This window comes from Candidatus Aquicultor secundus (assembly GCF_002791875.1).
In the GTDB taxonomy this organism is placed as follows: Bacteria; Actinomycetota; Aquicultoria; order Aquicultorales; family Aquicultoraceae; genus Aquicultor_A; species Aquicultor_A secundus.
This window is the reverse complement of the sequence record NZ_PFNG01000052.1, coordinates 1-2,267: the sequence shown is the minus strand read 5'-3', so window position 1 is coordinate 2,267 and position 2,267 is coordinate 1. Positions and strand designations below refer to the sequence as shown.

The window sequence follows — 2,267 nt, the reverse complement described above, 5'->3', positions numbered from 1 at the left end:
ACTGGATTCTGTCCTTTTGGCTTCTTCTTTCATTCTCGACCCTCGTTCTTCGGGCATACCAATAGCAGATGGCGACCGGTATGGTATAAAGATACCGGTCGGCACCTGCTATCTCAAATTCACTGATAACTGTTTTTATTCGCCCGGTAACTTCAACGCCGAGCACTTCATCGATTCCCCGCTATCTCAAATTCACTGATAACTGCTTTTATTCAGAGATAATCTTTACGAGATCGACGATCCTGTTCGAGTAACCCCACTCGTTATCGTACCAGGACAGAACCTTGGCGATTTTACCGGAAGACATGGTCGACAAGCCATCAAAGATTGACGACCTCGGGTCGCCGACTATATCGATTGATACGATCGGGTCCTCGGTATAGGCCAGGATGTCCATCATCTTGTCCGACTCGGCGGCCTCGGCCATCGCATTGTTGATGTCGTCGACCGATGCTTCTTTTGAAAGCTCGACGGTGAGGTCGATAAGGGAGCCGTCAGGAACGGGTACCCTAAGGGCCATGCCGTCCATCTTGCCTACCAGGTCGGGAATGACAAGGCCGATGGCTTTTGCGGCGCCGGTGGATGTCGGGATAATCGATACCGCCGCAGACCTTGCCCTTCTCAGGTCTTTATGCGGCATATCAAGCAGAGCCTGGTCGTTGGTATACGCGTGAACGGTCGTCATGAAGGCCCTCTCGATTCCAAAGTTATCAAGTAAAACTTTTGCAACCGGTGCAAGACAATTGGTCGTGCACGAAGCGTTTGAAATAATCTTGTGCTCGGGCTTTAACTTCTCGTCATTCACGCCAATAACCACCGTAATATCCTCACCTTTTGCCGGTGCGGAAATAATGACTTTTTTAGCGCCTGCGGTGAGATGCTTCTTTGCATCATCAGCTTTTGTGAAACGACCGGTGGACTCGATTACGATATCCACGCCCATCTCGCCCCACGGAAGGTTTGCGGGGTCTCTCTCGGCGGTTACTCTCAGCTCTTTACCGTCGACTTCAATACCGTTTTCGGTTGGTTCGACATCCGCCTCAAAAATTCCAAACGTCGAGTCGTACTGGAGCAGATGCGCAAGGGTCTTGGCATCAGTTAGGTCGTTTACCGCGACGATTTCGATATCAGGATCATCGAATGCTGCTCTAAATACGTTCCTACCTATTCTCCCAAACCCGTTGATGCCTACTTTAACTGCCATACGTTTTACTCCTCCTCTTTCCTGCAAGTTGTCATAACTTTTCCCTATCGGGATTAGCGCGAAACCTTAAGAAGGCTTTTTGCCAACTGAGACATGCGCCGGGCCCGATGATACACTGCTGATTTGCTAAGAGGTGGGTTAAATAGCTCTCCTAGCTCTTTTAGGCTAACATATGGATATTCGACACGTACCCCGGCAAACTCCTGCAAACTATTTGGTAAATTTTCAAGTCCGAGCTTAGAGTCCACGATTTCTATATCTTTAATTTGCTCCGCTGCGGCGTTGACGACCTTGTTTAAGTTGGCCGTATCGCAATTGACCAGGCGATTTACCTGCGCGCGTATCTCTTTTACGATGCGCTCGTCCTCCCATTGCAAAAGGGCGTTGTAGGCGCCGATGAGCGCTAAATACTGCAGTATCTCTTCACTGTCTTTTATGTAAACCGCATAATTATAGACCGCAAAGTTTTTCTTGCGGGTGCTGATTTTAGCGTTAAGCCCGACGCGGCGCACCAGATCGCGCAAATCCTCGGCAAACTCGGCATTGTCGGTCGTCAACTCAAAATGATAATCGCTTTTCGGGTTACTGACAAAGCCCCCGCCCAGGAACGCCCCGCGAAGATACGCCACCGCACAGCAATCTTTTTTAACGACCCTCTGCAGAATTCCCGGCGCCATGACCATATGGTCGTCCAGAATGCCGAGTTCGTTTAAGACCTGGCCGGTCGCGGGCTGGTCCGGGATGTGGATGAGGTAGTTGTTTACTTTGTGAAGAACGCTTCTTCGAACGATGGATTCGACTTTGAGAGGAAACGTATCGGTTAAGTATTTATATAAAAGGCGTGCGACCGCCGCGTTCTCTGTTGAGACGTCAAGGGCAAAGCGCTCGTTGCCGAGGATATGGAGGCTTCCATCCATGTGGATGATCGCCGAAGCCTCCGCCCGCTGGCAGCACACACGTTTCGGCTGCAGCTTGGCAAGCTCGCTCTTAACTTCCATAGAAAATGACAATTATACGATTTCTCCTTTTCAATTAAGACAAAACCGGTACACATTGTGTCATT

Annotated in this window: 2 protein-coding genes; both read right to left on the bottom strand. The window is 49.8% G+C overall.

The features are described from left to right. Positions 1–208 precede the first annotated feature (208 nt). Positions 209–1,204 carry a type I glyceraldehyde-3-phosphate dehydrogenase gene (gene gap, locus COY37_RS02130; protein ID WP_286975816.1) on the bottom strand — a complete coding sequence of 332 codons (996 nt, stop codon included), beginning with the start codon at positions 1,202–1,204 and terminating at the stop codon, positions 209–211. A 53-nt stretch (positions 1,205–1,257) separates the two neighbouring features. Further along, positions 1,258–2,214, bottom strand: coding sequence for a DNA-binding protein WhiA (whiA, locus tag COY37_RS02125; protein WP_286975813.1), 957 nt, complete (start codon positions 2,212–2,214; stop codon positions 1,258–1,260). Between the last annotated feature and the right edge of the window lie 53 nt (positions 2,215–2,267).